General features: G+C 34.1%; 27 protein-coding genes. 19 read left to right on the forward strand and 8 right to left on the reverse strand.

Going from position 1 to position 26,325, the window contains the following annotated elements; translation table 11 throughout:
• Positions 1-626 precede the first annotated feature (626 nt).
• Positions 627-1,484, forward strand: coding sequence for a 5'-3' exonuclease (locus ACTYA4_RS05590; protein WP_443480164.1), 858 nt, complete (start codon positions 627-629; stop codon positions 1,482-1,484).
• A gap of 76 nt (positions 1,485-1,560) precedes the next feature.
• Here ACTYA4_RS05590 and sspL read toward each other — a convergent pair whose 3' ends face one another.
• Entirely contained in the window at positions 1,561-1,695 is a 135-nt protein-coding gene (sspL, locus tag ACTYA4_RS05595) for a small, acid-soluble spore protein L (RefSeq protein WP_443479918.1), read from the reverse strand.
• Between the two features lie 222 nt (positions 1,696-1,917).
• Here sspL and ACTYA4_RS05600 point away from each other — a divergent pair, with 222 nt between their 5' ends.
• A complete protein-coding gene (locus ACTYA4_RS05600; RefSeq protein WP_443479917.1) occupies positions 1,918-2,388 on the forward strand; it encodes a divergent PAP2 family protein in 471 nt (156 codons plus the stop codon).
• Between the two features lie 225 nt (positions 2,389-2,613).
• Positions 2,614-2,883 carry a DUF6123 family protein gene (locus ACTYA4_RS05605; protein WP_443479916.1) on the forward strand — a complete coding sequence of 90 codons (270 nt, stop codon included), beginning with the start codon at positions 2,614-2,616 and terminating at the stop codon, positions 2,881-2,883.
• Positions 2,884-2,955: 72 nt separating this feature from the next.
• Here the strand turns inward: ACTYA4_RS05605 and ACTYA4_RS05610 are convergent, their stop codons facing one another.
• Complete coding sequence (locus tag ACTYA4_RS05610; RefSeq protein WP_443479915.1) at positions 2,956-3,345, reverse strand: reverse transcriptase-like protein; 390 nt, start codon at positions 3,343-3,345, stop codon at positions 2,956-2,958.
• Between the two features lie 412 nt (positions 3,346-3,757).
• Here ACTYA4_RS05610 and ACTYA4_RS05615 point away from each other — a divergent pair, with 412 nt between their 5' ends.
• Entirely contained in the window at positions 3,758-4,420 is a 663-nt protein-coding gene (locus ACTYA4_RS05615; RefSeq protein ID WP_443479914.1) for a reverse transcriptase-like protein, read from the forward strand.
• 78 nt (positions 4,421-4,498) lie between these two features.
• The gene (locus tag ACTYA4_RS05620) at positions 4,499-4,696 is read left to right on the forward strand and encodes a zinc-finger domain-containing protein (protein WP_443479913.1); all 198 of its coding nucleotides are present in this window, start codon (positions 4,499-4,501) and stop codon (positions 4,694-4,696) included.
• A gap of 56 nt (positions 4,697-4,752) precedes the next feature.
• Here ACTYA4_RS05620 and cspD read toward each other — a convergent pair whose 3' ends face one another.
• Positions 4,753-4,953, reverse strand: a complete 201-nt coding sequence (gene cspD, locus ACTYA4_RS05625; RefSeq protein ID WP_009332654.1) for a cold-shock protein CspD — start codon at positions 4,951-4,953, stop codon at positions 4,753-4,755.
• A gap of 943 nt (positions 4,954-5,896) precedes the next feature.
• On the opposite strand from cspD, the gene ACTYA4_RS05630 reads away from it, so the two are divergent.
• From ACTYA4_RS05630 to ACTYA4_RS05640, 3 genes are all read left to right on the forward strand, one after another.
• Positions 5,897-6,184 carry a hypothetical protein gene (locus ACTYA4_RS05630; protein ID WP_443479912.1) on the forward strand — a complete coding sequence of 96 codons (288 nt, stop codon included), beginning with the start codon at positions 5,897-5,899 and terminating at the stop codon, positions 6,182-6,184.
• Between the two features lie 370 nt (positions 6,185-6,554).
• Positions 6,555-6,854, forward strand: a complete 300-nt coding sequence (locus ACTYA4_RS05635; RefSeq protein ID WP_443479911.1) for a hypothetical protein — start codon at positions 6,555-6,557, stop codon at positions 6,852-6,854.
• Between the two features lie 2 nt (positions 6,855-6,856).
• A complete protein-coding gene (locus tag ACTYA4_RS05640) occupies positions 6,857-7,840 on the forward strand; it encodes an aromatic acid exporter family protein (protein ID WP_443479910.1) in 984 nt (327 codons plus the stop codon).
• Positions 7,841-7,947: 107 nt separating this feature from the next.
• Here ACTYA4_RS05640 and ACTYA4_RS05645 read toward each other — a convergent pair whose 3' ends face one another.
• Positions 7,948-8,454 (reverse strand): DUF3189 family protein, encoded by a 507-nt coding sequence (locus ACTYA4_RS05645; RefSeq protein WP_443479909.1) that lies wholly within the window; start codon positions 8,452-8,454, stop codon positions 7,948-7,950.
• 249 nt (positions 8,455-8,703) lie between these two features.
• On the opposite strand from ACTYA4_RS05645, the gene ACTYA4_RS05650 reads away from it, so the two are divergent.
• Positions 8,704-10,173: an alkaline phosphatase family protein gene (locus ACTYA4_RS05650; protein ID WP_443479908.1), complete on the forward strand. Its 1,470-nt coding sequence runs from the start codon at positions 8,704-8,706 to the stop codon at positions 10,171-10,173.
• Between the two features lie 92 nt (positions 10,174-10,265).
• Complete coding sequence (locus ACTYA4_RS05655; protein WP_443479907.1) at positions 10,266-10,565, forward strand: hypothetical protein; 300 nt, start codon at positions 10,266-10,268, stop codon at positions 10,563-10,565.
• 65 nt (positions 10,566-10,630) lie between these two features.
• Here the strand turns inward: ACTYA4_RS05655 and ACTYA4_RS05660 are convergent, their stop codons facing one another.
• Positions 10,631-11,155, reverse strand: coding sequence for an undecaprenyl-diphosphatase (locus ACTYA4_RS05660; protein ID WP_443479906.1), 525 nt, complete (start codon positions 11,153-11,155; stop codon positions 10,631-10,633).
• A gap of 213 nt (positions 11,156-11,368) precedes the next feature.
• Between ACTYA4_RS05660 and ACTYA4_RS05665 the strand changes: the two genes are divergently transcribed.
• The gene (locus ACTYA4_RS05665) at positions 11,369-13,543 is read left to right on the forward strand and encodes a DNA topoisomerase III (protein ID WP_443479905.1); all 2,175 of its coding nucleotides are present in this window, start codon (positions 11,369-11,371) and stop codon (positions 13,541-13,543) included.
• 586 nt (positions 13,544-14,129) lie between these two features.
• Positions 14,130-14,555 (forward strand): transcriptional regulator MntR, encoded by a 426-nt coding sequence (mntR, locus tag ACTYA4_RS05670; RefSeq protein ID WP_443479904.1) that lies wholly within the window; start codon positions 14,130-14,132, stop codon positions 14,553-14,555.
• Between the two features lie 75 nt (positions 14,556-14,630).
• Here the strand turns inward: mntR and ACTYA4_RS05675 are convergent, their stop codons facing one another.
• Positions 14,631-14,846 (reverse strand): DUF3892 domain-containing protein, encoded by a 216-nt coding sequence (locus tag ACTYA4_RS05675; RefSeq protein WP_443479903.1) that lies wholly within the window; start codon positions 14,844-14,846, stop codon positions 14,631-14,633.
• Positions 14,847-15,667: 821 nt separating this feature from the next.
• Between ACTYA4_RS05675 and ACTYA4_RS05680 the strand changes: the two genes are divergently transcribed.
• Positions 15,668-16,363: an AIM24 family protein gene (locus ACTYA4_RS05680; RefSeq protein WP_443479902.1), complete on the forward strand. Its 696-nt coding sequence runs from the start codon at positions 15,668-15,670 to the stop codon at positions 16,361-16,363.
• Between the two features lie 178 nt (positions 16,364-16,541).
• Here ACTYA4_RS05680 and metA read toward each other — a convergent pair whose 3' ends face one another.
• Positions 16,542-17,450, reverse strand: coding sequence for a homoserine O-acetyltransferase MetA (gene metA, locus ACTYA4_RS05685; RefSeq protein WP_443479901.1), 909 nt, complete (start codon positions 17,448-17,450; stop codon positions 16,542-16,544).
• A gap of 518 nt (positions 17,451-17,968) precedes the next feature.
• On the opposite strand from metA, the gene ACTYA4_RS05690 reads away from it, so the two are divergent.
• Together ACTYA4_RS05690 and ACTYA4_RS05695 are read left to right on the forward strand one after the other, a co-directional pair.
• Complete coding sequence (locus ACTYA4_RS05690; RefSeq protein WP_443479900.1) at positions 17,969-19,657, forward strand: formate--tetrahydrofolate ligase; 1,689 nt, start codon at positions 17,969-17,971, stop codon at positions 19,655-19,657.
• A gap of 77 nt (positions 19,658-19,734) precedes the next feature.
• The gene (locus ACTYA4_RS05695) at positions 19,735-20,274 is read left to right on the forward strand and encodes a hypothetical protein (protein WP_443479899.1); all 540 of its coding nucleotides are present in this window, start codon (positions 19,735-19,737) and stop codon (positions 20,272-20,274) included.
• 133 nt (positions 20,275-20,407) lie between these two features.
• On the opposite strand, the gene ACTYA4_RS05700 is transcribed toward ACTYA4_RS05695, so the two are convergent.
• Entirely contained in the window at positions 20,408-20,971 is a 564-nt protein-coding gene (locus tag ACTYA4_RS05700; RefSeq protein ID WP_443479898.1) for a MerR family transcriptional regulator, read from the reverse strand.
• A 580-nt stretch (positions 20,972-21,551) separates the two neighbouring features.
• Here ACTYA4_RS05700 and ACTYA4_RS05705 point away from each other — a divergent pair.
• The 4 genes from ACTYA4_RS05705 to ACTYA4_RS05720 all read left to right on the forward strand — a co-directional run bounded on the left by ACTYA4_RS05705 (position 21,552) and on the right by ACTYA4_RS05720 (position 26,282).
• Positions 21,552-22,409 carry an amidohydrolase family protein gene (locus ACTYA4_RS05705; protein ID WP_443479897.1) on the forward strand — a complete coding sequence of 286 codons (858 nt, stop codon included), beginning with the start codon at positions 21,552-21,554 and terminating at the stop codon, positions 22,407-22,409.
• A 158-nt stretch (positions 22,410-22,567) separates the two neighbouring features.
• A complete protein-coding gene (locus tag ACTYA4_RS05710) occupies positions 22,568-23,224 on the forward strand; it encodes an HD domain-containing protein (protein WP_443479896.1) in 657 nt (218 codons plus the stop codon).
• Entirely contained in the window at positions 23,205-25,106 is a 1,902-nt protein-coding gene (locus ACTYA4_RS05715) for an ABC-F family ATP-binding cassette domain-containing protein (RefSeq protein WP_443479895.1), read from the forward strand. Before ACTYA4_RS05710 ends, ACTYA4_RS05715 begins: the two co-directional genes overlap by 20 nt.
• 51 nt (positions 25,107-25,157) lie before the next feature.
• Complete coding sequence (locus ACTYA4_RS05720) at positions 25,158-26,282, forward strand: conserved virulence factor C family protein (protein WP_443479894.1); 1,125 nt, start codon at positions 25,158-25,160, stop codon at positions 26,280-26,282.
• Positions 26,283-26,325 lie beyond the last annotated feature (43 nt).

Below are 26,325 nucleotides of genomic sequence, written 5' to 3' on the forward strand. Positions count from 1 at the left end.
TTCAAAACGTTTAAGGATGTCCTTATTAGGATAATCCTTTTTTTTATGAATTTTCTATGAACATTCAGTGTAAAAAAGAAAAAAAATTCGAAATATTTATAAGGTGTATTGAAAATGATTATCGTTAATGATAAAATGTAATTGAAGTTGAATATTATTCTCATTGACAGAAAGAAGGTGTTACGAATGGTAGCTATTTCCATCGGTTTAACGGTAGTTGGTTATTTATTTGTTATGAAACATGTTCTAAATAATGTTAGCAAAGCAGCACATCAAAAATAATCGCAACTTACATATAACATATAATTGTTTTGATAAAATCCGATGATAAAATTGGATTTTTTTTATTGGGAAAAATCATCATTTAAGAACAGGAATAATGTAAAAGGAAGAGAATAATAAAGAAAAGCTTGTGAATAAAACTATTTTATTAGAAGGTAAAGGAGCTATTTGTGTAAAATTGAAAAAACGTACCAATTTGAAAAGGTCATAAATCTGTTATAATGTACTTTTAGATAAAGTGAAACTTCCATTACTGGGGAATTATTGCCCATTAAAAATTGGGTAAAAAGGAGATGAATAATTTGAATCAAAGAAATGACAATTCCCTTCTGCTCGTAGATGGAATGGCATTATTATTTCGTGCTTATTTTGCGACAGCTGTTACGGGACAATTTATGATTAATAGTAAAGGGGTACCAACAAATGCTATTTATGGATTTATAAAGCATTTCTTTACAGCGATAGAACAATTTAATCCAACACATGTAGCAGTTTGTTGGGATATGGGAAGCACGACATTCCGAACAGAAATGTATCCTTCCTACAAAGCCAACCGATCTGAAGCACCAGTGGAACTTCTTCCACAATTTGAATTAGTCAAAGAAGTGGTGGAAAGCTTTCATGTACCTAATATTGGTGTTGTGGGATTTGAAGCAGATGATTGTATTGGAACAATTGCTAAAAAGATGAGAGGAAAGGTGCAAGTTACTATTTTAACAGGCGATCAAGATATTTTACAGCTGTTAGACGAACATATTTCGGTTGCATTGTTAAAAAAAGGTTATGGTAATTATCTAGTGCATACACCGGAAACTTTTTTTGCAGAAAAAGGTATTCAACCAGTACAAATGATTGATCTAAAGGCATTAATGGGTGATCCAAGTGATAATTATCCTGGTGTGAAAGGAATCGGTGAAAAAACGGCATTAAGACTACTGCAAGAACATACAAATGTGGATGGGATCGTTGCAAATATTGCTAAACTCACAAAAAGCCAACAGTTAAAAATTGAAGCAGATATAGATATGCTGCATTTAAGCAGGCTTCTAGCAGAGATAAAATGTGATGTTCCAGTTGATTGTTTATTAGAGGAGAGTATCTTTGAAATCAATCCAGACGTTGCGATCAAAAAATTTAATGAACTTGAATTTAAACATTTTCATCGATATGTCAAAAAAAATCAAGAAATTACTATTCAATAATTTTTCTGTAGTTTACTCCTTGCAACAAGGACAAATTATTTTTAGGCTGCAAGGAGTGGATAGGGAAGAATCGAACTTATTTCGTATTCTTTTTTTTCGCTGCGTTTTCTAATTTGCTTTTTGGTTTTGCCGTTCTTTCATCTTGACCGAAGCCTTGCGGATTTACACTGCGTGCAGCAGTTCCTTTATTTGTGTGATTTTTTATACTCATTCTTAACATCCTTTCTTTTTTTGGGGAAAAGGGGCTGGGGCTACGCCTTCTCTCAATAAGCTGGATAAAAATAGCCTACTTTGTATATAGAAAAGCTTGGCTCCGCTCACACCGCCTTTATCATTTATAAACACTGATATGGAAATAAAATTATATAAGTAGTATTCGCATTATCGCATAATTTACCCGTTGATTATGAAAAATAATCTTTGAGGTGAGAAAATGAATAAAGGTGTTTATGTTGCGTTAACGAGTATTGCTGCAGCTCAAGGTTTAAAAATCCCACTTTATTTTTTTAAAACTGGAAAGTGGAAACCAGGATTGTTTTTTCAAACAGGTGAAATGCCGAGTTCCCATTCAGCAGGTGTTTCGTCGCTGACAACGTATATTGCCTTGCAAAAAGGTGTTTCATCGATTGATTTTGCCCTTTCTCTTGTATACGGATTAATTGTGATGTATGATGCACAAGGAATAAGAAGACAAACAGGTGAATTAACACTGAAAGTAAATGATTTAGGAGAGTTAGTTGAAAGAATAAAAAAGGATGAAAAAGTACCTTTTGTAGAGAAACAGCCAAAAAAATTAAAAGAAATGCTCGGACATCAGCCACAGGAAGTGTTAGGTGGTGCTCTTCTTGGTTTCTTCATTGGATATTTGGGATATTTATGTTCAGAAAACTCACATAAAGTCTAATCCTTTGCCTTCACTACCAAGGGTAGATTCTAACTTAATAAAGTTGAGGTAAGCGGAGCTGCTCTTTACTCATAAGGATAAACAACAACATACGAAGCACCACTGTTAGTTTTTTCCATATAAAATGACGCAGCTCCGTCCTCTTTTCAATAGAAAAGGATAGAAAATAGTCGGAAAATAAAGTAATCTTATAATAGGATGAAATAAGAGGGGATTTGGCGTTTATTGAAAACATTAGAAGAGTATTTGCTATTTCTACAAAGCAAAGGCTTTTCGATTGGGGAAGACTATGTTGGTTTTATCTATTTCGGAAAAGCTTTAACGAATGCAACAGATGAAATAAGTATGGCTGCAATAGAATGCACGTTAAAAATTCAGAAACGATTTGATGGAAGTTTCTATGTATCATTACTGGAGATGTTTGTAAATAATAATGTTATGACAAAAAAGCAAGCAATCCATTTTATTAAACACAACAAGTTATTCCCGCTATAAAGAACTTGCATTTTGTTCAAAATAGCAGGAATTTTTTTTTGAAGTAAATTTAATTTACAAACAGCAGGTGTTTTAGGAATTTAGTCTAATTGCCATACGTGCAAGCTCATCAGCTGTTTTGTTTTGACTGCTGGGAATCCATTTTAAAAAAAATAAATCCAATTTTTTTGTTAATAATAAAGCATGTTCTAATAATGGAGCAAACTGTTTGTTTTTTACAAATTCCTTTTCTACTGCTTGATTGACTAATTGAGAATCTGTTCGAAAACTTACAGTTTGATACTTTTTTTCAATGCATAATTCTAAAGCTTTAATAAAAGCATGGTATTCTGCTTCATGGTTACTCATATTTCCAAGCGGAATAGAGTATTTTTCAGCACTACCATGACCTTTTATAAAAATGCCGGCGCCACTCGGACCTGGGTTTCCTGCACTGGCACCATCAATGTATACTTCTATCATATTAACCTCCATTTTTGGAAAATAGACTTCTTTGTAATATTACGTACAGACATGGAGACGGATGGAATCGATTATTGCAAAGGCTCCGTTCTACATATAATAATCCATATGAGTACCATTTTAAAAATTAGCTCTGTTAAACTTGCCTGTTGATTGCAGTGATAGCGTTCGCTTTCCGCGGGCGATCCGGGAGCCTCCTCGGTGCTTATGCGCCTGTGGGGTCTCCCTCTGACTCGCTTTTCCCGCAGGAGTCTCACGCCTTTCACTCCAATCAACATAGTGCCCAAATCAACAACGAGCTTTTTAACACATAGCCTAAAATAAAAGAAGACAGACATCACTTATTATAACGTGAAATGAATAAGTGTAAATAAAACGTAGACATAAAAGAGAATAAAAAGGTGGAATGAATATGAAGTATAAATTAGAATGGAAATATGTGTTAAATAAAAAAGAGGAAGCTTATTTTACTTCTGATTGGATGCCAGTTAATATAGCAATTACAGTAGGGGAAGATATTGAAAAAAGCAAAAAAGGAAAAGAGTTGTTTTATTATGATGAAAAAGGTACGGAGTGGAATTTAAAAGAGTTAAAAAAATTGTCTGAAATAATAGAAGATGAGCCACATGATTTTGTCATATATTTTGATGGTGGTTATGATAAAGAAGAAGAAATCGCAGGCATTGGCGTTGTATTATTTTTTTATCAAGGAAAAAAGAAATACAGAATTCGAGCAAATGAATTATTTCATGAGATGAAATCAAATAATGAAGCAGAATATGCTGCGCTTTATCATTCACTTAATTTACTGGAAGAATTAAATGCACATGGGGTTACATGTGAATTTAGAGGCGATTCTCAAGTTGTTTTAAAACAATTAGCTGGAGAATGGCCATGTTATGAAAAAGACTTAAGCAATTGGCTGGATAGGATAGAAGAAAAAATAACTATGCTAAAATTGTATAGTATTTACACACCTATTGGCAGGAATGATAATAAAGAAGCAGATAAATTAGCAACACAGGCACTGCAAGGCAAAAAAATATACAGTAAAATGCAAATTATTTCACGATAGATGTAATTTGGATCCGACTACATCATAGAAATAATCACCTATTATCAAAGGGAATAACAAAAAAGCGGGGATGGAAAATTGGGAAGAAAAAAATGGATTCATGAAGTGGAAGAATTAATGAATGATTATTGTAAAGACTGTTTTTTGTATCAACATAATAAAATCGATAAAGGTAAAAGATATGCACATCGTTTCTGTATTTCACAATGTACGGTTGGGGAAAGAATAAAAAAATATGGAGAAAAAATATTAGGGGATGAAGAAGGAAATAAATAGAGCTGACCTGAATAGTCAGCTCTAGCATAATATTATTTATAAAATAATATTTTCGATTATAGTTTTACAACGTTAGCAGCTTGAGGTCCACGGTTACCTTCAACGATTTCAAAAGAAACTTCTTGTCCCTCTTCTAATGATTTGAATCCTTCACCTTGAATAGCAGTGAAGTGTACGAATACATCGTCTCCACCTTCAACTTCGATAAATCCAAAACCTTTTTCGTTATTAAACCATTTTACTTTACCGTTTTGCATAATAAAATTCCTCCTAAGCCTTTCAAGACACTCTCTTTGTGCCTATAAAATAAATATTCTCATAGAACAAAATAATAATAGAGGTTATTCAAAAAAGTCTAGAAACAATAGCTTGCGAATCTCTTCGTTGCAACGTCAATCGAGTCCTTATAAAGTACTATTGCGCACTGGGTTTCGAGACACCCGCATTTCGATTTTCTCCGCTCTCTTTGTCCTCTTTTTAGAATACACACTAATAGAAAAAGATTTTTCAGAATTTTGTTAAATGATGTCTATAATATACACGAATAACCCTTTACAGTCAAGGTTTCAAGGTCGTTTTTCAGAAAAGTTTCATCAATTTTTTACATATTTATACTTGAAAAATTTTCTAAAGGAAACGCATACATTATCATAAAAAATGATGAAGGATTTATTGGCAGGGTAATATTTCTCTTTTCATTTTGGCTCTGTTAAACGATATTGTTGATATTGGAAGGAAATTTGCGAGACTTCTGCGGAAAAACGGGCTGGAAAGACCCCGCAGTGAGGTACGGAGGCCACTGAAGAAGTGTTTTATTATATAAATAATAGGTAAAGTTTATATTTAGTTGGATAAAAATGGTATATAAAGTTTGAAAACGACAATCATGTTGGTTAGGAGAGGCGTCAGTACGACTCCTGCGGGATTAGCGAGACAGGCGAGACCACACAGGAGCAAAGCGACGAGGAGGCTTGCCTGTCGTCCGCGGAAAGCGAGTGAATTTCCTGACCATTCTAATCAACACTGAAATTTAACAGAGCCTTCATTTTAAAAGGGTGCATACCCTCCTCATTAAATGGAGTGTGAGTTGGATTTTTCCACTATTTTTTTATCATGAAAAATGCAGTTTCTTCATAATAATGTAGTAATTATGCAGGAATCGTAATGGAAGCATTTAAAAGGGAATAAGAGGGTGGATAAATGTATCGGTTTTCTATGGAAAAGGAGAATTGGATCTTAAGATTTTTACCAAATATCGTTTTGGAAGAGGAAAGAAAACATGTAATAGTAAAAAGCATTCTCTTAATGGGAAAAGACTTAGCAACATTTTCACATGGAAACTCTTGTGTTATTTTAAATAAAGAGATGGGGTTAATTGTCTTTTACGTTGAAAAAATTCCTTCCTCTATATTAACGGTCTCAACTATTATTGAAAAGGAAAATTGGTATATGCAGTTAGAAAACAACGTGATAAGATATAACTTTTAAACTGGTTTTTACCAGTTTTTTTATCGTTTACGAGGAAATGATAAAATAGTTGGCTGTCAGTTCAATTAGTTTAAAAGAAAAATGAGATCAAACCCTATCCTTAGTGACTAGTTTTTAAATGGAAAAAATATAGCGTGAAGATGTAAGGAAATCCGTCTTTCTACGTTATATTATGTCGGATTTCATTCCCTTAATTTGGTATGGTAAAAAAATAAAAAAGATTGCAAGAAAGCATTGAAATGTGTATAGAAATGTGTTTTTATTAACATGATATTTATTATTTAATTTGTAAAAACTAAATGTGTATGTTCAAAATGAGTGACTTTTTGAACATCCTCCAAAACTAAATAAAAAAGGAAGTTTTAAAAAAATGATTGAAACGATTGTAAAAAGCAGTCAAAGTCCATATTATGAAATTTCAAGTGAAGACCAGATAATTTTAAGCCCTTTTGAAGGAATGGTAGATCAAATATTGATTCAAGAAAATGCTTATTTTTATGAGTGGGAAACAATATTAACAGTTAAGACAAATGGTGGCGAAATTAAAGATATCGCTGTACCATTTAGTGGATCTGTTGTTTCGCTTTTAGTTAAACCTGGTGACAAAATTTCAATACAGACAAAGCTTGCTTCTTTACAGGATGACTTGTTAGTAACAGGTTGTGATTGATTATGGATATAGCATTAAAAAGGTTAAAAAAGTATAAAATCGGTTATCGTACTGCTAAAACTGCAGTAGCAGTAAGTGTTGGCATTAGTTTGGCTCAATTATGCAAATTGGATTTTTTTGTATCATCTGCTATTATTACGATATTATGTGTTCAGAATTCAAAGAAAAAATCGCTTAATAGTGCTTTTGCTCGATTTGTTGCTTGTATGTTGTCTATTCCTTTTTCATTTATTTTTTTCGAAGGGATTGCCTATAAACCATATGTTATTGGTTTATTGTTGCTTTTGTTTATTCCTACCACCGTATTATTAAAAGTAAACGAAGGGGTAGTAACAAGTACAGTAATCATTCTCCATATATATTCAAGAAATAATATGAATTGGGATATTATTCTTAATGAACTTGGATTAATTGTAATAGGTATAGGAGCTGCATTGCTTGTAAACAGTTATATGCCTAGCTTAGATAAACAAATGAAAGAATATCAAATGAAGATCGAAAAACATTTCCGGGAGTTGTTGATGGAAATGGTAGATTTTTTACGAACTAATGAATGTGATAGTAATTATCAAAGCAAATTAAAAAGTACGGCAAAAGAAGTGCAAATCGCCAAAAGTTTAGCATTTAGGGATGTGCAAAATCATTTTACACGAAAGGAAAATTATTATTATAAATATTTTACCATTCGTGAAAAACAGTTAGATATAATGGAACGGTTATTTAATCGAGTAACGTCTGTTCAAATATTATCAGAACAAAGGCAAGTAGTTGCCGATTTTTTAGAAGAATTAAGTCTTTGTATCCATCCAGGAAATACGGCTCAGCTTTTTTTAAGCAAACTTCAAAAAATAGAAGAAATAATAAAAAGAGAATCGCTTCCTCACAATTGGGATGTTTTTGAAGAGCAGGCGCAAATATATTATGTAATTAAAGAAATTGAACTATATTTGGAAATAAAAAAATCGTTAAAAGTTGCGTATTCTTAATAAGAAAGAGTGGTATAAACAGCTATGCTTAAATCTGCATTATTGTTGGCAGAATGGAGCATCTGTTTATATTTCACTCTTTTTTATTTTCTCTGTCTATATAAATGTTACTTAAATTGTGTATTTTCTAATACAATTACTTTGTCATGACTCGATTTTCCAACTTGTTTCGTGTGTTCAACGAGTTGATGAATATTATCACAGCATTGTTTGGCTCCTATAACTAATAGCGGAACCCCGATGAAATCGATTTTTAACCCTCTAGAAAATAATCCTCCTATTGTCATAGCAAATGGAACAGTTGGAGAGGTATTGGAAAAAACTACTTTTTCATCACTATTATATTTATCTTGCCATAATAAACTTAGGTTCTTTAAAGCTGGAACAACTAGTTTGGAGTTTTTTCGACCAATTGTATAAACAGAATTTCCATCCTCATCTATCCCATGAAAAATAATCTTTCCCATATCAGAAGTCGTTAATTTATTAAAGTTGTTAACATTTAATATTTCTTCCTTCGTTAGCCTTCGATCTGCAGGCAATTTTTTTAAATGATAAGCTGCTGCTAAGGCTGTAGTATGTGTTCCACCATAATCATTATATATATAAATCACGATATCATCCTTTATTTTATTCTATATATGCTATTATCGCCAGTTATTGGAACTTTCATCCCGAATAACTAGATCAACTTCTTGCTCTAGTTCACAATGATTTTAATTGGTAATAATATCTACTGTTATGGGAAATATAAGGTTAGTGTATTGTTTGTCCTTGTTTTTTCATGTCATTATTTTATATGTCTGCAAAAGCTTTTCTTTGGATAGAAAAAAGAATTGTTTTTGTGAAAGGAAGAGTTTTAAATGAACGTTGATCGAAAAGAAAAGCAGCATATTATCATGCTTATTGTTGATACATTAATGAATCCAACAATGCAGGAAGCGATAAAAAATGGAAAAGCTCCTGCATTACAATTTTTTATCGAAAATGGTTATAACATTCCAAATGTCGTAAGTCCATTTCCAACGATGTCCGTAAATGTTGATAGTACATTATTAACAGGTGTTTATAGTGATCAACATAAAGTCCCAGGCTTAGTTTGGTTTAACAAAAAGGAAAATCGAATTATTAATTATGGGGGACATGTGAAAGAACTAATAAAATTAGGATTAAAACAGTCCATGGAAGATATTTTTTATCATTTGAATCATAACCATTTAAGTAAAAATTATAAGACGATTCATGAAATCCTTAGGGAACAAAATATTCCAACAGCTTCCATTAATGCGTTAATGTACAGAGGCAATCAATCTATACAAATAACCTTTCCTCTCCTTATGTCATTGGTAACCGGAATGAGAAGGAAAATAGATGCGTACGCGCCAGATGTTTTTTCATACGGGTCTATGGAAAAGTTGAATCCATCAAAAAGGTACTCCTATTTTTGGCAGAAGTATGGATTTAATGACAAATTTACAGCAACCGAATTGAAGTATCTTATTGAGATGGAAATGCTTCCGGCACTTACCATTGCTTACTTTCCTAATTTAGATCAACGTATACATAAACATGGGAGAATGGATAGTAAAGGAATTGAAAAAGTAGACAAGCAATTGCAAAAGATCCTCAACACTTATCGTACGTGGGAAGAGGCCTTAACAAATAATATCTGGATTATTTTAGGGGATAATGGTCAAGCGTGGATTGATGATGATCGTAAGGCAGCATTAATTGACCTAAGAAAATTGTTGAGTGCTTATCAAATACCAAAATTAAAAAAGCGTATCACTTCTTCCGATCAGGTGGTGTTTGGTGTAAATGAAAGGATGGCCTTTATTTATTCTCTGGATGCTAAGGCTGTCCCTTTAGAAGAACTTGCAAAAGTTTTGCAAAAAGATGAAAGGATTGATGTTATCGCTTGGAAAAAAGGAAATTCGATAATCGTAGCTTCCGGTATTCAAGATGGACAGCTCACTTTTCATACTGAAGGAGATTTTATTGATCATTATGGTCAATCTTGGCATGTAGAAGGAGAACGAAAACTTTTAGATCTTTCCATAAATGAAAAAAACATTAGTTATGGAACATATCCAGACGCATTGGCAAGGCTTTATACAACCTTTTTTTCGCATGAAGGAGACTATCTTGTTGTTAATGCCAAACCAGGACATGAGTTTATAGGCGAAGGATCTCCTACACATGTAGGGGGTGCCAGCCACGGAGGATTGCATGAACAAGATTCACTTGTTTCGATGATTGTAACCGGAACAGATACAAAGCCGAAAAATTTACGTATTTTAGATATAAAAGACTGGATTCTATCTTTAATTTAGAAAAAAGTATAAATAATTACCAACACTATTTTCTGTAGATTTAACACAAAATATGATTGTATTCAAAAAATACGAAATAGGGGGTAATGAATATGAACACTATAAACACTCTGTTTTCCTTAATGGGTGGAAGAAGAAGTCGACGCTTCTTTAATATGCTTTTAAATAGAAGAAATAATAACTGGAGCATGATAGCATGGTCATTGCTTGGTTTAACAACACTTGGAGTAATCGGCAGCCGAAATACAAGATGGATGCACAAAATCCAAGAAGTTTATAACAATCTTCGAAATAACACGAAAAGACCAATACAAAGTCAAATGAATTTTGCTAGTGAATTTGCGAAAGAACTAACACCTCAAGTTATAAACAATAAAAATGATCAAAAATGAAGATAGGGACTAACTCAAACAATGAGTTAGTCCCTATCTTTAAAATCCATATGTCAGAGGTAATACTAACCATCTTTATATAAGCATCTTACAAAATTATTAAATAATCGTGAACATTTGTTCATTACGACGCTTGTGAAGCTGCCAATAAAGGCACTTCCAATAATATCAGAAGGATAATGATGTCCCACCCAAATACGTGACAGCCCTGTCAACATAGACAATCCCCACATGATTGACCCAAGCATACGTTCACGTAGTATAATAGAAGTCGATACAGCAAACACGAGTAACGTGTGTTTACTAGGAAAGGAGGAATCCATCTTCGAGGGGATAAGGATACCGACACGCCGTTTCATAAACGGACGAGGTTTGAAATAAAACAATCTAATAAAAGTGTTAATCAACAAAGCAACTGCCGAAGATTTTATAGCATGTACCACCACTTTTTTATTCGAATCGCTTCGAAACCACATAAAAATTAAAACAAAAATAAACACATAACGAGCCTTGTTTGAAATGAATATCATGAGAATATCCATTAGTGAAAAGTGGTCCGTATTTTTTGACTTAAACAAATTGTAACCCATAAAATTTTATCTCCTTATTTTTGATACTTGTACTATTCCCTTCAAGAGCTTAAAACATGTAGAATTAACCTACCCAACCCATTCCTATGTTTAAACAGCTTTTATGCCTTAGTGGAAAAATAAATATTTTATCAAAAGGACTTTTAGTATTACAATATAGAATGTCTAAAAATTATACAGTACTGTACGTTTATATATATTAGGAGATGTTTTATGAAATTAATTATTGCAGAAAAACCAGATCAAGGCTTAAAGCTTGCTTCGCCTTTTTCTTTTAAAAAAAAGGATGGGTATGTAGAAATAGAGCCCAATCATATTTTCCCAGAGGGCGGCCTTTTAACATGGGCGATTGGTCATTTATGCGAATTGATTCCCCCGGAAGATTATGATCCGAAATGGAAAAAATGGTCTCTTGATAGCTTGCCAATTGTTCCTACAAAATTTCAACATAGAGTGACAAAATCAAAATGGAAACAGTTTAACATAATCAAAGATTTAGTTCATCGCAAGGAAATAAATGAAATTATCATTGCCGGAGACGCAGAAAGAGAAGGAGAAGCTATTATAAGAGTCATTCTTGCTCTATGTAAAAATAAAAAGCCGATGAAACGTCTATGGATTTCTTCGCTTACTCCAAAAGCTGTAGTTAATGGATTTGAACATTTGCTTGAAGAACACGAGACTAGAAATATATATTTTGAGGCTTTAAGCAGAGCTTGTGCAGATTGGCTTGTAGGAATGAATGCGTCTCGAGCATATACACTGTTGCTGCAAAAAAAAGGGGTATCAGATGTATTTTCAACAGGGCGCGTTCAGACACCAACCCTTGCTTTAATTGTAAAAAGAGAGATTGAAATTGAAAATTTTAAATCTGAGCCTTTTTGGGAGGTTGTTGCTACGTTTAACATGGATAACAAGCAATATAGGGGCAAGTGGCATAAAGAGGGAGATACTCGTTTAAATGACGACAAAATGGCGCAGAAGATTATGCAATTTTGTAAAGGGAAAGAAGCAGTCATTGATTCAATTGACAAAGAAAGAAAAGAGTTTCATCCTCCATTTCTTTTTAATTTATCGTCTTTGCAAGCTACGGCAAATAAGATGTTTAAATATTCACCACAAAAAACGCTTGAAGTTGCTCAAAAGCTCTATGTTAAAGGTATTATTTCTTACCCTAGGTCAGATTCTAGTTATGTAACAAAAGAAGAAGCAGCAATGTTTCCAGATACATTGGAAAAAATCAGTCGATTCGATGACTTTAAACAATATTTCCCATTGCCTTTTGTTTCCATTATAGAAAATAAAAGATATGTAAATGAAAAAAAAGTAACGGATCACTATGCAATAATTCCCACGGAACAAGTAACTGATCCATCTAAGATGTCTGGAGAAGAAGCAAATATTTATACGCTTATTGTAAAAAGATTAATTGCAGCTCATTACGATAAAGCTATTTTAGATTATACAACGATTAATACATTGGTTGAAGGAAGAGCAACATTTATTTCTAAAGGAAAAGCACAAATTCAAGAAGGTTGGCGCAAAGTTATCTACAGTAGTCAAAAAGAACAAGAAGCTGATGAAGATGAACAGGAATTGCCTAATCTCAAAAATGGTGAAAAAGGGAATGTACAGGACGTAAAAGTGAAAGAAGGTAAAACCCAACCTCCAAAACGCTACACTGAAGGCCAGTTAATCACGTTAATGAAAACAGCAGGAAAACATTTAGAAGATGGAGAGTTAGTGAAGGTTTTAAATAAAACACAAGGTTTAGGTACAGAAGCAACTCGAGCTGGAATTATTGGCGTATTAAGAGATAGAAAGTATATAGATGTGAAAAAGAATCAAGTATTTGCTACTAATAAAGGAAGAGTGCTGATTCAATCTATTGGTTCAAGCATCTTAGCTTCTCCCGAAATGACGGCCAAATGGGAGCAGCGTTTAAACGAAATTGGAGAAGGCAAAGCATCCCCTAAAGAGTTTATGGAACAAGTGAAAAAATTAGCTATTAAATTTATAGAGGATGCAAAAAGAGAAAGTGAAGTATGGTCTTTTGAAAAATTCGATCTAAGCGAATTCAAAAGAGAAAGTGGTAAAAGACGAGGAAAAGGCAAGTCAACAGGAACGAAAGTTGGAAAATGTAAAAAATGCGATGGAGATGTAGTGGATAAAGGATCATTTTATGGGTGTTCTAATTACACTGCTGCCAACTGTGACTTTACTATCTCGAAAAAAATTCTAGGTAAAACAATTTCTCAGGCTAATGTAAAAAAGTTACTAAAAGAAGGAAAGAGTAACCTTATCAAAGGATTTAAAAAAGGAGAAAAAACCTTTGATGCAAAATTAGAATTACAAGAAAATAAGATTAAATTTGTATTTGAGAATTAACGTTGGAGAATCAAAAAATGTTATTAGTATAGATAAAAAGCTGAAAACATGATAAGATTATTTGTCGTTTTCATTATCTGGCTGAGTATTGCTTGTTTCATGTATTTTTATATAGTAAAATGCATAAGGGGTAGGAACTTTATTAAATATATGACCTAAACCTTTTTTATTTTTATAAGATATTAGAGTGAAACACTAATAAAAGTGAATGTTTGAGCATAGGTGAAAGTAAGAATGTTCTAAATGAAAAAGGTTTATTTGTATGAAATATATAATGTGAACGTATATCAACATCTAGAAACTTCCTAGTTGGAAGTTTTCATTGATTGTAGGAAAAGTAATAATTGCAGAAACTTTAGGCTGATTGAAAACGTTTGTATTTCGAGGCGTGAAGCCTTGGGAGGAGCGGCGGGCAACAGGATGTTGGTCAGAACGACGTCGTCACAGGACGTGACGTACTTAGTCGTTCATCCTCTTTTACCTGGTAATGAGCATCCGAGCAAGGCGAACAACGAAGAAATCGAGCGTTTCTCAACAGCCTGAGAATCAAAGCAAGTGTATTGTGATAGGAGGGCTACTTTCCAACATGCCAACACCTAGTATGGAAGACTATATTGAACAAATTTATAAATTAATTGAAGAAAAAGGATATGCGCGTGTTTCTGATATTGCAGAAGCATTATCTGTCCATCCATCGTCTGTAACAAAAATGGTTCAGAAGCTTGATAAAGACGGCTATCTTGTTTATGAAAAATATCGAGGATTAATTTTAACTTCAAAAGGAAAAAAAATCGGCAAAAGATTAGTATATCGCCATGAATTATTAGAGCAGCTATTACGAATTATTGGTGTTAAAGAAGAAAACATCTATCACGATGTCGAAGGAATAGAACATCATTTAAGCTGGGATGCCATTGACCGTGTAGGAGATTTGGTTCAATATTTTGAAGAGGACGAATCGAGAATTCAAGCATTAACCATTATTCAGCAAAAAAATGAAGAAATAGAATAAAGACTAAGAGACTATACTCTCAAAAAAGGATAAAAACAACGGTTCTTTTTTGAGCGTATAGTCTCTTAGCATTCATCATAATGAATAAATTAACGGGTAATCATCAAATGAATTTTCAAAATATGCTTGCAGTCCGTTTTGTTCCTGATTTTCCGTAATTGTTACCCCATCAATTATGCCATTTTCCACGTCCAATAATGCTTTTCTATACGAGATAACTCTTCCACCAGAAGTTTTAAAACTAATAATTTGTCCATTTTGATTTCTTTCTACCGCAACAAGCTGCTCCATCTATTTTTCCTCCCTTTCTTTTATCACGCCAATAGTATTTACAAAAGCTCATCATTTAAACAAAAAACTAGGCTGTTTTCGTATAGATTGTTGCATTTAAACGCGCAGCCTGAATACACTTCGTCCGTTTAGCGAGCGTCGAGCCTCCTCGTCGCATACGCTGAGGTCACTGAAAAAGTGAATGCTTTAAAATATAGGTAGTGACAATCCAAGCAACGAAGAAGTTTTCGTTCGGTTTTCCGAGGCTTACCACACGCTTTCCGCGGGGCGAGCGCCGAGCCGCTTCGTCGCTACGCTCCTGCAGGGTCTCGCCTGTCTCGCTAATCCCGCAGGAGTCGTGCGGACGCCTCTCCTAACCAAAATGATGGTCGTTTTCAAACTCTCTATACCATTTTTACCCTAATAAAATTAAGTGTTTCACTTATAATTTATCTAATAAAACACTTTTTCAGTGCCATCGCATACGCTCCTGTGGGGTCTCGTCTTTCTCGCATTCCCACAGGAGTCTACGTGTATTCAGTCTGCTGAGTACTTCTTCTCCCATTACTTTACGTAAAAAACAACAAACTTTGAGAAAACAGCCAAAAACCATTTTATAGTTGTTTTTGTCGATAAATGATTATTTTTTCAATCTATGCTAAAAAATGAAACTTTTATACAAATGTAACGTAATTTATGTAAATAAAGTTTCCAGTAAGCATTTGTTAAAAATGGTTTCTATTTAACATATGATTTATTGGGAGAAAATTGCATACATAAAGGACAAAAAATGACTATAACCAGCCGGGAATAAATACAAAAATAGTAAGGAGAGATATTTAATGGGAAGATATTCATTACAGGATTTTGTTGCACAAACGGAACAAAAAGATAAAGGCGAAGGATTATTTGAATTAGAAACACCAAGAATGCTTGAAATTAACTTATCCGACCAAATATGGGCAAAAGCAGGAAGCATGGTTTCCTACAGAGGCAATATAAAGTTTACAAGAGAAGGTGTTTTTGAACATGGACTTGGGAAAATGTTTAAAAAAGCGTTAACAGGTGAAGGTGCTTCTTTAATGAAAGCAAATGGACGTGGTACATTATATGTTGCCGATCAAGGGAAAAAAATATCGATCCTGCGATTGCAAAATGAATCTTTATACGTAAACGGCAATGATTTATTAGCTTTTGAACCAAGCATCAACTGGGACATTAAATTAATGAAAAGAATTGCCGGTATGATGTCAGGTGGTTTATTTAATATTCATTTATCAGGTCAAGGTATGATCGCTATCACCTCCCATTATGAACCGCTAACATTAAAAGTAACTCCAGACAGTCCTGTTTTTACGGATCCAAACGCAACGGTTGCCTGGTCAGGCAATTTACAGCCAGAATTTGTGACGGATATATCTTTAAAAACTTTTTTTGGAAGAGGAAGCGGCGAATCTATTCAAATGAAGTTTACTGGAGAAGGGTTTGTTGTCGTGCAGCCATTTGAGGAAGTTTATTATTCTGAAAACAAAAGTTAAAGAGAATAAAAGAAAAACCAGCAACCTACGAAGGCGTGCTGGTTAAAAATGTTTTAAAGGCGGCGCGAGCGGAGCCATTCCAAAACTTAGGTAGAATAAAAAACAAACTACAAAACACGATTGTTTATTTTTTCAATAAAGCTGGCGAAGCTCCGTCACCTTTTCCATAAAGGTTCTTTCATTTCCAATCATAAGGCGTTTGTTGGTACACAAAGTAGTTTAACCAATTAGAAAATAGTAAATATGCATGGGAACGCCAGCTGTTTAATGGTTTTTCATTCGGATCATCATTTGGAAAATAATCAATTGGAAGATCAGTATCGAGTCCTTTTGCTTGATCACGCGTATACTCATCTGCAAGTGTACAAGAATCATATTCTAAATGACCAGTTACCATAATTTGTTTTCCATTATTTCCGCTTATGATGAATGCTCCAGCCTCTTCCGATGCAGACAGTAATTTTAAATCAGGATGGTTCATTATTTCTTCCATTTGTACATCAGTATGGCGGGAGTGTGGTGCTAAATAATTGTCATCAAATCCTCTTAATAACTTGTCTGATGGGTCTAATAAATAATGAGAGAAGACACCATAGCATTTTTTATCCAATTCATATTTATGAATATCGAAATGATAATACAAGGCTGCTTGTGCTCCCCAACATAAATGAAGAGTCGATGTTACATTGTTTTTTGACCATTCCATAATATCTGTTAGCTCTTTCCAATACTGAACATCTTCAAATTTTAATAATTCAATTGGCGCTCCTGTAATAATCATTCCATCATATTTATTATTTTTTATTTGTTCAAAGCTTGTATAAAACTGTTCTAAATGATATGGACTTGTGTTCTTTGATTCATAGGAAGCTGTTCGTAAAAAAGAGATATTTAGTTGTAAAGGGGTATTTCCTAATAATCGTAAAATTTGGACTTCTGTTTTTTGTTTTTCTGGCATTAAATTAAGAATTAGTATATTTAAAGGACGAATATCTTGTGTATTCGCACGGTTTTCATCCATAATAAAAATATTTTCTTCTTCTAATATTTCGCGTGCTGGCAGAAGATATGGGATCTTAATTGGCATAAAAAAGCCTCCTTTTTTGCAATGTTATAACTGTTTATACAGTAGTTGTTTCTTATGAAAAATGGTAAATAAAGAAGAAATAAGTATAATTTATTTTGTCTACTATTTTCTTATAAAAGGTTAAGAAAATACAAAAAGTAAAATGTGACATAGCTAATTATAAGATTAGTTATCCATCCTCGCAACGTTTAATCTTTAGAAATTTGGAAAAATAGGAAATAGTATATTTCAGGCTGTCGACAAACGCTCGATTTCTTCGTTGTTCGCCTTGCTCGGATGCTCATTACCCAACCACGGTAACTCCACTCCTCCCAAGGCTTCACGCCTCGAAATACAAACGTTTTCGATCAGCCTGAAGTTTCTGCAAAAATCATTTTGTCTACACTCTGATAGTATATTTTTCATGTGTTATAAAAGGGAAATAAATATTTCTAAAAAAGGAACATTTTGTTGACATTATTTCTTTTTATATCGTTATTTTGTACAATGGAAGCATCATAATAGCAGGAGGACCTTACATGCAGCAAAAAGTAACCATTAAATCAGACATTGAAATCGCACAACAGGCAGAAATGAGGCCTATTGTACATATTGCAAACAAAATAAATTTAACAGAAGAAGATATAGAGCTTTATGGTAAATATAAAGCAAAAATTACATCTGAAAAATTAGCACAATTAAAAACGCATAAGTCAGGAAAAATAATTCTAGTAACTGCTATTAATCCAACACCTGCCGGAGAAGGAAAATCCACTGTAACAGTAGGGTTAGGTGATGCCCTGCAAAAATTAAATAAAAAAGTAATCATTGCAATGAGGGAACCTTCTTTAGGGCCAACAATGGGCATAAAAGGAGGAGCAGCCGGAGGAGGATATGCACAAGTTTTGCCAATGGAAGATATCAACCTTCATTTTACAGGTGATTTGCATGCTATTACAACAGCAAATAATGCATTAGCAGCACTAATTGATAATCATATCCATCAAGGAAATGCATTAAATATAGATCAAAGAAGAATTGTATGGAAGCGTGCAGTTGATTTAAATGACCGGGCACTTCGTAAAGTAGTTATCGGATTGGGAGGGCCTTTACAAGGAATTCCAAGGGAAGATGGCTTCGATATTACGGTTGCATCAGAGATCATGGCTGTTTTATGTTTAGCTTCAGATATCGATGATTTAAAGCTGCGACTTGCACGAATGGTTGTTGCATATGACACAAATAAAAATCCCATTACGGTCGGTAATTTAAAAGTGGAGGGTGCCTTAACGTTATTATTAAAAGATGCGATTAAACCAAATCTTGTGCAAACGCTTGAGCATACGCCAGCGATTATTCACGGCGGTCCATTTGCCAACATTGCTCATGGATGCAACAGTGTAATAGCAACAACAGCCGCTTCTAAATTAGCAGACTATGTTGTAACCGAAGCAGGATTTGGGGCAGATTTAGGTGCAGAAAAGTTTTTAAATATAAAAGCAAGAAATGAAGAGATAAACCCAGAAATAGTTGTCATTGTGGCTACATTGCGTGCATTAAAAATGCATGGAGGCGTTTCTAAAAGTGAGTTGGCTGCTGAAAATATCGATGCTATAAAGAAAGGGTTTGCAAATTTGCAAAAACATATTGATAGCATTAAACAATTCGGTTTGCCATTTGTTGTTGCCATTAATCGATTTTATACAGATACGGAAAATGAAATTAATGTATTAAAACAACTATGTGAACAAGAAAATATCCCGGTAGCCTTAACAGAAGTTTGGGAAAAAGGAGGGGCAGGCGGAATAGAGCTTGCAGAAAAAGTATTGCAATTAATGGATGAAAATAAACAGGACTTTCACCACTTATATGAGGTGGAAGCATCTATTGAGGAAAAAATCACTACTATTGCTACATGTATCTATGGGGCGAAAAGTGTGGAATTTTCTTCAAAAGCGAAAAAGCAAATCTTAGATTTTGATCGATATGGATGGAGGAATTTGCCGATTTGTATGGCAAAAACACAATATTCTTTATCGGATGACCCTTCTCTGTTAGGAAGACCTGAACAGTTTTCAATTGTGGTTCGAGAATTAAAGCCATCAATAGGAGCAGGTTTTCTTGTCGCATTAACAGGGGATGTAATGACAATGCCTGGTTTACCGAAACAGCCCGCTGCATTAAATATGGATGTGGATAAAGCAGGTAAGGCGATCGGTTTATTTTAATGAAGAAAGAAAAATAGATTGATGTCCAGTTTCAGGGCTGAGCAAGGCGCTTCCACTTTTCTTAGAAAGGATATTTTATGTTTGATCCGACAGCGTTTGATAATTTGAAAACTGTGATGGAAGGTGCTTTTTATGATAGAGATTTAGATGGAAGGATTACGATATTGGATCGTAATGATCTTCTTAACAGCAGCAAACTTTCTAGAGAGTTTTCGATTACTTTTTCGTTAAGTAACCAACAAAATGCTAGAATGACTTTTTCCTTACAAGCAAACCTTGCTAATTTAGCGGCAGAACTGTTACCGAAAGTGATGAATGAGAAGGAGATTGGCTGTTATATGGCGATCCATCTTGTGGTATGTCATCGGAATGAAAAAAATGTTTTTCTATCATTAGAAGAGATGCTGAAAAGAATTTGGGGCAATGAACGTAAAATTAAGCAAGAAATAAGACTAAATCCTTTTTCAATGGATAATAAACTGGAAAATCATCTTACTATTCTTTTTAATCGCATCATTACAGAAGAACAAATAGATGATTTAGTTATGATGGTTGACTACATGGAAGCAACTTTACAGCAAATAATAAAAAATAAAGAGATGCTGTCTATTACATAGCAGCGACTTTTTTGCCAAATTTTCTTATCATATAGCAGAAAAGTAAAAAAGAGGATCGGTTAATTGCCAGACAATTTACTGATCCTCTTTTATTAATGGTTTAATTGTTTACGCCACTCTGCGCACTTGAAGTTTACCGAAACGAAAATAACCGCAAAAATGCTGGTTTATTGGAACTAGATTCGTCGTGAGCTGGTTGACTTGTCATAGAAGAATTCATGCTTTTTTCGCTGCTGTTATCCAATAGCGCGGAGATATGCTCTTTTTGATGTTGAATAAACTGCTGCTGTTCATCAATATGCTCTTGTTGTTTTTTTAATTGCTGTACTAATACTTGATTAAAATTGACTTGCAGTTCAAGTTTTTCTTTGATGTTTTGTATATCTTGTTGAATTTTTTCCGTCGTATCCGATTGAGGTGGTATAGACGGCTGCTCAGAGGAAGAAAGCTTTTCTGCAATCTGACTTAAGGAAAGGTTTTCTTCTGTTCTTAATTTTTGAACTTTTATGAGCATATCTATACCTTCTTCATCAAAATATCTGTAGCCATGATTCCCGATAATCGTTGGAATAAAAGACTTTAATTCTCTTAACCAGTTTCTAACAACTCCAGGACTTTCGTTAATATAATCTGCTGCTTCTTTTACACTTAAGGCTTTTGTCTCATTTGATTCAACGGTATTCATTATTTCATTCATGGTAACAGCACCCTTCTTAATTTGAATTGTAAAAATTAGCACCAAAAACAAGAGAGACAGAATACTAATTCTCAGGCTGTTGAAAAACGTTCGCTCTCTTCGTCACTCCCCGTTTTTTGCGGTGCTCATTACCAGGTAAAAGAGGATGAACGACTAAGTACGTCACGTCCTGTGACAACGTCGTTCTGACCAACGTCCTGTTGCTCGCCGCTCCTCAAAAAGGGTCGTTCCTCGATAGACAAACGTTTTCATTCAGCCTGAAAGTTTGCGGTCTTACTTTTTCGAAACTCTGAGAATACTAAATTCTTTATATTATTAGTTTCGGTAAAAGCAAAAAAATTCCTTTAGCGAGCTTTGTCTAGTTTTGTTGAGATAGTTCTATTTTTGACTTATAGAGGATATTCAAAAAGGCACCAAATGATAAGCGGCGAATCTCTTCGTTGGCTTGTTTCTAATTTTTTACCTTTTTGAACACACACTTATACGAAAATTAAATAATAAAACAAAGGAATGATGTTGCTTCTTTATGTTTGAACGAGATAAGATAAAGAGGAAAAGAATGAAATGAAAAGGAGCAGTTATGAAAATAATTGATGCACATATTCACTTTTCCAACATCAAATCATTTCAGCATACAGCAGCCAATCTTTCCAAAGTAGACTACAGTTATGAAGGTTTAATTGCAGAAATGAAGGAAGCGAATATTGTTTTAGCTATCGGAATGGGTGTAACAGAAACAGCAAATATCGGTTTTCCGGATAACGAGGCAAAAACTCCAATGGGGTTGGATTTACATCCAAGCATACCCGATCAGGTTGTTTATTGTGCTGGCATTAATCCATATGATATGGGAAAAGATGCGGTCGAAAAATTAGAAAAAGAAATTCAAAAAGATTATGTAGTAGGCATAAAAATTTATTTAGGCTATTATCCATTTTATGCATATGATGAGGTATATGAACCAGTTTATCAACTGGCAGAAAAGTATAGACTGCCTGTGGTTTTCCATACTGGTGATACGTATTCAGAAAGAGGACTGTTAAAATACTCCCATCCTCTTACGATTGATGAAGTTGCAGTGAAACATCGAAATGTCAACTTTATGATGGCCCATTTTGGCGACCCATGGACATTAACAGCTGCTGAAATCATTTATAAAAATGCCAATGTGTATGCAGATTTATCCGGTTTAATTGTCGGAACAAAAAAAGAACTCAATCAAGCACAGGAAGGTATCTTTTTTAATCATTTAAAACATGCCCTAGTGTATTCTAATTCCTATCATAAATTATTATTTGGCACAGACTGGCCTCTTGCCCCTTTTCATGAATACAAGGAATTTGTAAAAAACTACATTCCAGCAGAATATCATGAAGATGTTTTTTATCGAACCGCAATAAAAATATTTCCAAAGATAAAAAAGTTTTTACCAGAGTAACAAGCGAAAAGAAAAAATATTGAATCATCATCGACTAAACAGATTCCTTATTCTGTTTAGTCTTTTTAATATAACTCAAGATTTGTCGTTCTATGTTTGTTTTATCCCTTTCATGATACAATATGGACGTTAATATAAAGATTGGAGTTCTAATGTAAATGACGATAATTGCAGAAACAGAACAATTTGTAAAACAAAAAATGGGAAATGATGCTTCTGGTCACGATTGGTACCATATAGACCGAGTTAGAAAAGCATCTTTATATATTGGGAAAAAAGAGAACAACGGAAATCCGTTTATTATTGAAATGGCAGCATTGCTTCATGATGTTGCTGATATCAAGTTAAACAATACAAAAGAAGAGGGACAAAATAACTTATTAGCTTTTTTACATACACTTCCTATTAAAGAAGAAGACAAAGACCATATTCTTGCTGCAATAAAGTCTGTTTCTTATAATGGAGGTCATGGCATTCCGCCAGCGACTATTGAAGCAAAAATTGTTCAAGATGCAGACCGTTTAGATGCAATTGGCGCCATTGGCATTGCAAGAACATTTGCTTATGGAGGAAAAAAAGGCCAGCTAATGTATGATCCTGCTGTTTCCGTTAGACAAGAGCTTACTGAAGCAGAATACCGAAACGGCAAATCAACATCTGTTCATCACTTTTATGAAAAATTATTAAAGCTAAAATCTTTATTACATACAACAACAGCAAAAAACATAGCCGATGAGAGACATCAATTCATGGAATTATTTTTACGAGAATTTTATAAAGAATGGAATGGGAATTATGAAGAGTATTTCGATTGAAAATTTAACAAAAACATATGGAGAAAAAGAGCTTTTTCAAAATATCTCGTTTGCAATCAGCGAAAAAGAACGGGTTGGGTTAATAGGAATAAACGGTACTGGGAAATCCTCATTGCTTAAAATTGTAGCAGGCATTGATTTGCCAGATGACGGCGAAATAATTGCGCCAAAAGATTATCGAATTGCCTATTCAGCTCAAAGTCCAGAAGTAAATCCAGAAATGACGGTTTTAGACCAAGTGTATGAAAGTGATGCACCCGTCTTAACGTTAATTAGAGATTATGAAGCATTGCTGTTGCAGTTAAACACCTATCCAGAGGATGCTTCTTTACATGAAAAATTGTTTGACGTGCAAAAAAAAATCGATGCGTTAAACGGCTGGGACGTTCACACAAATACAAAAACGATTTTAACAAAGCTTGGCATCGAAAATGTGGATAAAAAAGTGGAAGAGCTTTCTGGCGGACAAAAAAAGAGAATAGCGCTCGCTCAAGTGTTAATTCAAAATCCTGACTTGCTGATTTTAGACGAACCAACAAACCATTTAGACTTTGAAGCAGTGAAATGGCTCGAAGATTATTTAGGCAGGTTTCATGGTGCACTACTTTTAGTTACACATGACCGGTATTTTTTAGATGCTGTCACTAATCGCATGTTTGAATTAGATGGAGGCAACCTATACAGCTATAAAGGGAATTATTCGGAATTTTTGCAAGCAAAAGCAATAAGAGAAGAAAATGAAGCGGCAACACTTGATAAACAAAAAAACTTATTCAGAAGAGAACTAGAATGGATAAGACGAGGGGCAAAAGCACGCTCCACAAAACAGAAAGCAAGAATACAACGTTTTGACCAGTTGGATGAAAAGCTTTCATCCGTACAAACAAAAGAAAAGCTTGATATTTCATTAAAAGGAAGCCGCCTAGGAAAACAAGTGTTTGAATTAGTTGATGCAAACAAAAAATATGCAGATACAAAGATTCTCGATCATTTTCATTTATTAGTGAAGCCTGGAGACAGAATTGGAATTATTGGGAAAAATGGTGCTGGAAAGTCTACGCTATTAAATATTTTAGCGGGAAAAATCCCTTTAGATTCCGGTGAGTATAGGATAGGTCAAACAGTAAAAGTTGCTTATTATACACAAGAAAATGAAGAGATGGATTTGTCGAAAAGGATGATTGAATATTTAAAAGAAACAGCGGAAGTCATTCAAACATCAGATGGCAAAACAATATCTGCTGCACAAATGCTGGAACGATTTCTTTTTCCAATGCATACCCATGGCACGATTATCAGCAAACTTTCTGGCGGTGAAAGAAGAAGACTGTACTTACTGAAAATCTTGATGGGTGAACCAAATGTTTTATTATTAGACGAACCAACAAACGATTTAGATACGCAAACATTAATGGTGCTCGAAGATTATTTAGATGATTTCGAAGGTGTTGTGATTACGGTTTCTCATGACCGCTATTTCTTAGATAAAGTGGCAGAGCAATTGTTAATCGTAAAAGGCAATGGCGTGATTGATTCGTATTATGGTAATTATTCCGAGTTTCTAGAAGCAGAAAAAAGAAATGAACAAACAGAAATGGAAAAAGTAAAAAAAGAAAAACAAATGGAAACACCTGCTCTTCCAAAATCAAAAAAAGTAAAACTTAGTTATAATGAACAACGTGAATGGGCCACAATTGATGATGATATTGAAAAAGTGGAAGCAAGAATTACCGAAATTGATGGGGAATTGGAACAAGCAGGCAGTGATTTTGAAAAAGCAAATAATCTTCTAAAAGAGGCAGAAGAGCTAAACGAAAAGTTAGAATATTTAATTGAGAGATGGAGTTATCTATCAGAAATTGCGGAAAAGCAAGGATTATAATATGTTTATACTATGATAAGATGAAAAATATAGTATATGAGGGGGATTATAGTGAGAATTATTTCTATTGAACCAACACCTAGTCCAAATACGATGAAAATAAATTTGGATGAAGAACTGCCGATGGGAAAAAGCAATAATTATAAACAAGAAAACAAAGAAGATGCACCTGAAATAATTCGCACGATTTTATCGATTGAAGGAATCAAAGGGGTATATCATGTTGCTGATTTTTTAGCAGTTGAAAGAAATGCTCGATTTGATTGGAAGGATCTGCTTGCACAAGTTCGACATGCTTTTGGAGAAGAGGCAGAAGAATTATTAGCTGACAATAAAGCAAATGATCATTTTGGTGAAATAAAAGTATTTGTCCAAATGTATAAAGGAATTCCGATGCAGATTAAACTGTCAGACGGCGAGGAAGAAAAACGATACGGGCTGCCGGACCAATTCATGAAAGCTGTAACAGAGGTAAGAATGCCTAATGATAATGTCGTAACAAGCAGAAGGTGGAAAGAATTTGGTGTTCGATACGGTGAGTTTGACGAAATCGGAAATGTGATGGTAGAAGAGCTGCTGGCAGCATATCCCGACAACAGAATAGAAAGTTTAGTAAAACTGGCAAAAAATCCAGAAACATCGGATGAAACAAAAATAATTCGTCAAAAGACGAAACTTACATTAGAGGATCTAGATCATCCAGATTGGAAAATCCGCTATCAAAAGCTAGAACAAAGTGAAGACCCTACAGTTGATGATATTCCTGTTTTAACAAAGGCTTTAGACGATGAAAAGCCGTCTATTCGCAGGTTAGCAACTGTTTATTTAGGCATGATTGAAGATAAAAACGTATTGCCGTCTCTTTATAAAGCTTTAAAGGATAAAACGATTACCGTAAGAAGAACAGCAGGAGATTGTTTATCCGATTTAGGTTTTCCTGAAGCAATGCCTGAAATGATGCAAGCTTTAAGCGACTCAAGCAAGCTAGTGAGATGGCGGGCAGCAATGTATCTTTATGAAGTAGGAGATGAACGGGCATTAGCAGCATTAAAAGACCATGAAAATGATCCAGAGTTTGAAGTCAGTTTACAAATTAAACTAGCGATCGAGAGAATCGAACTAGGAGAGGAAGCAAAAGGTTCTGTTTGGAAACAGATGACAGAAGCAAGAAAATAAGTATCTAATGATAAAGCGAGATAAGCCCGTAAAATTGCAAAAG

The sequence above is a fragment of the Niallia yueguangensis genome (genome assembly GCF_052663115.1).